Origin of the sequence: Psychroflexus aurantiacus, assembly GCF_010820555.1 — a bacterium.
GTDB lineage: Bacteria > Bacteroidota > Bacteroidia > Flavobacteriales > Flavobacteriaceae > Psychroflexus > Psychroflexus aurantiacus.
In genome coordinates this window covers 1-6,423 of sequence record NZ_JAAIKD010000012.1, presented here as the reverse complement: position 1 = coordinate 6,423, position 6,423 = coordinate 1, and the positions used below count along the sequence as shown (strand labels likewise).

General features: G+C 36.1%; 4 protein-coding genes. All 4 read right to left on the bottom strand.

Going from position 1 to position 6,423, the window contains the following annotated elements; translation table 11 throughout:
• Nucleotides 1-267: 267 nt before the first annotated feature.
• The gene (locus G3567_RS12980) at nt 268-636 is read right to left on the bottom strand and encodes an RDD family protein (RefSeq protein WP_164005747.1); all 369 of its coding nucleotides are present in this window, start codon (nt 634-636) and stop codon (nt 268-270) included.
• A gap of 246 nt (nt 637-882) precedes the next feature.
• The gene (locus G3567_RS12975; protein ID WP_164005746.1) at nt 883-1,770 is read right to left on the bottom strand and encodes a TlpA family protein disulfide reductase; all 888 of its coding nucleotides are present in this window, start codon (nt 1,768-1,770) and stop codon (nt 883-885) included.
• A 115-nt stretch (nt 1,771-1,885) separates the two neighbouring features.
• The gene (locus G3567_RS12970) at nt 1,886-5,245 is read right to left on the bottom strand and encodes a TM0106 family RecB-like putative nuclease (protein ID WP_164005745.1); all 3,360 of its coding nucleotides are present in this window, start codon (nt 5,243-5,245) and stop codon (nt 1,886-1,888) included.
• 217 nt (nt 5,246-5,462) lie between these two features.
• Nucleotides 5,463-6,230, bottom strand: coding sequence for a hypothetical protein (locus G3567_RS12965; protein ID WP_164005744.1), 768 nt, complete (start codon nt 6,228-6,230; stop codon nt 5,463-5,465).
• Nucleotides 6,231-6,423 lie beyond the last annotated feature (193 nt).

Genomic DNA, 6,423 nt, shown 5'->3' with positions numbered 1-6,423 from the left:
TTTGCTTTTTTATCCATAATGTTTCTCAAATGCACGCCAACGGGAAGTGTATCTTTCAGTGGCGAATAAAGAAACCATGCATTTCATTTGTTAGTCGTAAACATAGCAAAAAAATCCAAAACTTTCGTTTCAACTCCCAAACCTAGCCATTGAAGATACATATTGTTGTAGAGAGTTATTTTAGTCGTGTTGCGCAGTACAATACTTTATTCGATTAATGACACTTTAAGTTGATAAAAAACCCAATGCATTCTTTATTAACAGGTATTATACTTTTACAAGGTTTGTATTAGATAATTTATCGTGCCACATTTTTACATTAGGGCTTAATACCGAAAATGGTTCAAGTGGAATCAAACGGCTTATTGTCCTTACAAAGCATAGATTTAATTTGTTAGTTTTATCAGGATATTCCACTTTAGTTTTAGTAACCATTTTACCTATTGTTTGTCCACGTTTATATTCCAAAACCATATAATATACAAAAAAGAATATTAGTTGTAGCCAAACCATTATGTCCATTAATAATATGTCAAATACAAACTTTAAAATTACTGCAGTAAGTAGTGATGATACTGTAATAATAAAAACATCGACAATATAATTAATTAGTCTATCTGTTATTTTTATTTCCATTCTCTTATAGTATAAATAGTCAATTGATTTAAATTCATTAGGTCAATAAAGAAAATAAGTTTTAATAATTTTCAGATGTTAATTTTTAGATAAGTTATTTTCATAATTCTCTACAACGTCCCGTATAAAAACTGTGCGAGCTGGCGGGCGTGATTGTCCGCAGGACAATCCGCTTAGCAAGCGAGTAAGATGTTACGATTCAAGACTGATTTGAGCATTGTTTTTATACATTGTTAGCAATAGTTTTTATATTTTTTTATTCAACTCTTCAAGATGACGATCGATTTCTTGCCATTTTAGGGCATTCCCTCCTTCTTCATAAAAAGTGATTGTTTCTTGACTGTTAATTACAATATTTTTAGGATAGGAATTTCCAAATATTTTTTTAGACTTATCTGATACAAAAGTTATATCATATTTAAATTCATTTTCACCTAGAAAACTGGATACTTTATCTACGGAATCATCTGTTATTGAAATAAATTTTACATTTTGATCAGAATATTTTTCAACCAACTTGTTTAATCCGGGAATTTCTTTTCTACAAGGTGCACACCAAACAGCCCACCAATTAATAACAATAGTCTGTCCCTTAAAATTATCCAAATTGATTTTTTTACCATCAATATTGGTAAGTTCAATTTGCGGGAATGTTTTGCCTTTTATAAGGGGTCTGTCAATTCTATGAACTATTAATGAATCTGTCAAATCTGACTTATTAATCCAGGAATAGGTGATTTTATTTTCTATTGTATCAAAATTTTTGACTCTTAGTGATACTCTGTTTATAGAATTATTAAATGCTATATCAATATCATTTTCTTTTTCATTTTCTGCATTTTGTTTAAAACTAAAAGAGCTGAATTGTTTAAGTTGTTTGTTTTCTGCTAATGCAATCCATTCACCAGAATCATTACCTTGTTTAAGTTCTCCAAAGTAAATATCAATGGTATCATTGTTAGACTCCAAGAGAGAATGGCTTACTATTTTAAATGGCAAATCCTTTTCAATTGGTTTTAGAATTTCAGGAAAACCTTCTTGTAAACTAGAGATTTTGTATAAATCTTTTACTTCATTTCGGCATCCGCTAAAAATTGAAATAATAAAAATTAAAGTAGAAATTTTCTTAATCATTGTATATGGTTTAAATTATTGCTAACGTTCTGGCTATGGGCAGTGTCCCGCAGGGCATTGCGTATAGGTGGTGTTAGGCACTTTTTATATCTACTTACTTTTTGTTTCTACATGTTTAGATGAAGCTAAACTCCTTAAATCTACAAAACGCATTAGCCAATTTAATTTGGTGTGGACTTTTACACTCCGCTTCAAAAATAGCTGGATTAGCTACCATTATAAAACGAGTGCGTGCTCTAGAAACAGCAACGTTGAATCTGTTTGGGCTAAATAGAAAGTCCATACCGCGTGGTGCTTCTTCTATACTGGAGGTGGCCACGGAATAGATAATTACAGGGGCTTCTTGACCTTGAAATTTGTCTACTGTTCCCACTTCTAAATTGGGTAAATGCTGCTTGATAACCTGCACCTGCGCATTGTATGGTGTAATAATTTTTATATCTGCAGTAGTCAGCGTTGCTTCTTCACTATCCTCGTTAATGAACCTCACTTCACCTTTTGTTAGTTGTGAAACGATCTCAACCACCTTTTCAACTTCCTCGGTTGAGGAGTTGGTATTTCCAGTGTGCTCTATTTCTTCAAGGTAAAGGCCAGCGCCTGCGTATTTTGACCCAATGATTTGCTGTTGGTCAAGATGCGCTTTTGATTTTAATCGCTTTTCATAGAACAGCTCAGATACAAATGCATTGATAGAGGAATGCATGCGCCATGTTTCAGCAAGAAACACGCCTTGCTCATCTGAAATAGTCTTTTCGCCTTGCAACACATGCTCCAAAGCTGACACCTCTGTTCCGTCGGGGTGAACACCTTGTTGAGGCTGTTTCAATTGTTGTGGATCGCCAAGCAGCACGAGGTTAGCGCACGAGTGAGAAACCGCAAGGGTGTCAATCAATGAAAGCTGACCGGCTTCATCCACAAACAGGTAATCCACACTGTTCTCATAAGGTGGTTTACTCCACATAAATGATGTGCCGGCAATCACGTCTGCATTGCCTACCGCTGCTTGAATTGAGGTTTCGTCTTTTGCTAAAGTCCATGGAGCAGTTCCATCATCATCTGATTTTACTTTTTGAATCATTTTTATACTGTAGCCCTCCTCTTGAGCAACTTCCCAAACCTTTGCAAGGAGGTTAGTAATCACTTTATGGCTTAGTGCAGTAATACCAATTTTTTTACCCTGCTTTGCCAAACGATAGATAATGTGGCTGCCCGTATAGCTCTTGCCTGAGCCCGGTGGACCTTGAACGGGTAGGTAGCTGTGGTCAAGTTTGGATGAGAAATCAAATGTTCTTTCCAGAAGGTCTTCAAGGTTGGTTGAAGGTTCGTTTAAACTGGGAGAAATATTCATTAGCATTTGTCGAGCAGCGCGGTATTTTTCATCCCTGCTGTCCATACCATTGGCCACAACCCATTCGGCTAAATTGATGATGGCTTCTTCTTTGGTACTAGAGTTTACACTTTCAAGACTTACTACCGAAAGGGGGTGGGGTAGGTCCTTTTTAGATGGCCCCTTTTTAATTCGGAGTATACATGCATCAGTGTCAATTTCATGAATACTGCCAGGTTTATTTCCTTCCCGGTCTTCTAGCGAATTACCTGGTCGTAAATCACATTCCTGTGGTGGAAATGAATACGTGTCTAGAACGCTTCTTTTTATAGGCTCCCTTTCACCTGTATACTGAAGAAAGGAAATAGCCTTCCGTTCATCCAAGAGTTCGTCTTCTGGTAGTTCTTTCAAACGGAAAAACTCCCACCAAAAAGACTTCTTCTCCCTTCTATACCAATCAAGCATATGTGCTAGAATGAATCGAGCCTGTTCAATGTTGGTTCGTCCAGCTTTTATAGGAGATATACCTTCCAACAAGGCATCCATAATCGGATGTATACGTTCTTGATGAGTCGTGATATTGTCACTTGCATCACCATCGACATCTTCTGGTCGGATAATTTTTACACCATCAGCAATAAGATTGGCTCTGATTTCTTCTAGCCATGCTTGAAGCCTCACTAGCGATTCACAATCGTCTTGATTGTAGAGTTGTACAGCATCCGCTGTTTCTTTAGTCAGTTTATCAATGTTTCCGGTTTGAAGCAGCAACTCCAGTTGAGATTTGAAGCTAGACAACTCTCGGAGGTTCATCTTACGTTCATAGCCAAAGAATATTTCTAGGTCTTTGATTGAGTATTTCTCCACGCTTGCCCGTACTGACTGCCTAACCACATTATATAGGTCAACAAATGTATTTGATCGTAAAAATGTGTCGATCTCGTTTTCGCGTGACGCGTACTTACCCATGAGCCGTTTGAAAGCCGTTACTTCATAAGGTGCGTAGTGGTAAATGTGAAGTGTTGGGTCTTCTTCTTTTAGGGCAACTGCAAAGTCTATAAACTGCTCAAAAATGGCCTTTTCTTCCTTTTCATTTTTCGCCCATAACGCATGGTATTTACCTTTGTGTACATAACCGATCATATATTCCAGTCCGTCTGGCTCAACCATCCGGTCACCTTCAAAATCGAGATAGATATCATTTACTGAAGGTTCCGGTAGTTTATTTAGGCCTTTGCCTTCTTCAATGTCAAGCGTCTCATAGATTGGTTTATTACCTGCATGGCGACTTTCATTCTGAACACGCGCTTGTTCTCGTAGTTTATTGTAGGTCTCTTTTACACCTTTGGTAGGATCAAAAGGCACAGGCAACATAAGGTTGGCTAGTTTCTCAAGTGTATCAACATCATTTAGTCTAAACTCTTTCATTTGAGACTTTCCCATGCCGGCAACAAAGGTCAGGTGGTCATCTTTTCTCCTAATCGCGTTGCAATTTTTCCACCACCTACAGATATCACAATGGTTTACAGGTTCTGGATAGGTTTCGTATTCATTGGCTATAGCATCTTCTAGATTTCGCTTTACCAATCTGATATATGCTGCGTGTTCATCATAGCGATAATGTTCTTCACCTTCCGGTTTGATCACTCCCATATACTCTGGTGGTATCCCTTGGATCTGGGCTACGCATTCCGAATAGAGCCCTATTTGTAATATGGTTCCAGCCTTAGTTTCATTTGCCAATTTGGTATCCCAAACTTCGTAAGACCAATCTCCTAGGTTGCTTGGTCTTTTGACCTTCATCAAGAAATCAGCCCAGCCACTCCATTTACCCTCTTCTTTCAACCGTGCCTGATAGATTACATCTGCACCGGAGGCCATGGCCTCAATTGTTTTCTTTTCAGCATGAGGATCCTCATTGCTAATCTCAATGACCTCCATTCCTTCATCCTTTAGTTGTTGAAGATGTTTCGCTTCAAACTCCACTCCTCTCTCTTGGAGCATAATCACTACCCTGTTCGTGAATACTTCTGGATCTTCGATTTCACCACGAGCGTGTTGCTTGTTGAGCTGAGTAAGGTGTTTACAGTTGCTGTGCGAAGAAAGGTCTGAAGGACTGTATAGAATATGGTTGTTTTTGTTTTTCATTTAAATGCTTAAGAATAGCTATCTTTTGACATGTTTATTTCCATGAAAAATGAGCATTAATGTTTTTCCAAAATTGTTCCTAACGGTCTTGTATAACAATCAGTTGTGGATTGGTTAAAAACTAAGATAGCTAAAATTCCCAACTTTTATGCTTGCGCGGTTGTGTCCGCAGGACACAAAGCCGCAATTGTTGTTATACGTTGTTGGCGGTAGTGTTTTATTCCCACGATATCCTATAATAGTAACCGATTTCAGGTTTTAGTAAATGATATTCATAGCTTTTAGTAGATTGGTCATAAGCTATCTCACATTCTTTTTCAAAAGTGGGGCTTGTTTTTGAATTTATTTTAGCCTTTTTTAAAATCGCATTTTTTGAATAATCATCTGCTAAATGCTTTAGGATTATTCTGTAATGAATTATATCTATTTCTTCTGTAACTCTTGTTTCTACATAAGGTTTTGATACTTTGTCAGTATCATTTAAATCCGCTTTAAAATGAATAACTGTATTTTGGTTATAGTACAAAGGTTTTTTAAGCTTTAAAATTGCTTTGTCATATTTTGTTCTATCATTCTCGTCTACAACATTAAAAACTTTTTGTAAGTCAGAGCTTACTTTTGGCATTTGAGTTCCTGTCCATTTAAAATTATATTCAAACTCGGTCAGTAGTGGTTTTTTACATTGTATGAGTTTATATGTCTCATAAATGATTTTATTACCATCGTCTGTTTGATATTTTATGAAGGTAGATTTATTTTCGTGGTCTATGTCTCTTACCTCTAAAATTTTATAAATTGAATATAATAAATAACAAGTAAAAACTAATAACATTAAGCAGAAGAAAACCAATGCTATTAAAACAGCCCATTTTTCTTTTGTGAAAATGGTTATTAAAGCTATTATAGAAGCTAAACTAGCGAAGAAGTAAAACTGCTTTGAAAAAATGTTCACTGCGGTTTTACCTATATTTTTAAAAGTATTCATAGTAATTAAATAATTACCAATAATACCAATTTTTATTTATTTAAGCATCTCCTCCCATAACTAATTTGTTTTAGATTTTGTACTACAAATATATGAAACAATTTTTATTCCAAGTTAGTATTAACTGTTTTAACTTTTTATTTCACATTACCGCCAACGGTTTCGTATAAGAATAGTTGCGGGTTTGCGTGCG

Excerpts from the sequence above, each read along its gene's own strand:
- G3567_RS12980 (WP_164005747.1), bottom strand. The coding sequence starts at position 636 with ATGGAAATAAAAATAACAGATAGACTAATTAATTATATTGTCGATGTT.
- G3567_RS12975 (WP_164005746.1), bottom strand. The coding sequence starts at position 1,770 with ATGATTAAGAAAATTTCTACTTTAATTTTTATTATTTCAATTTTTAGC.
- G3567_RS12970 (WP_164005745.1), bottom strand. The coding sequence starts at position 5,245 with ATGAAAAACAAAAACAACCATATTCTATACAGTCCTTCAGACCTTTCT.
- G3567_RS12965 (WP_164005744.1), bottom strand. The coding sequence starts at position 6,230 with ATGAATACTTTTAAAAATATAGGTAAAACCGCAGTGAACATTTTTTCA.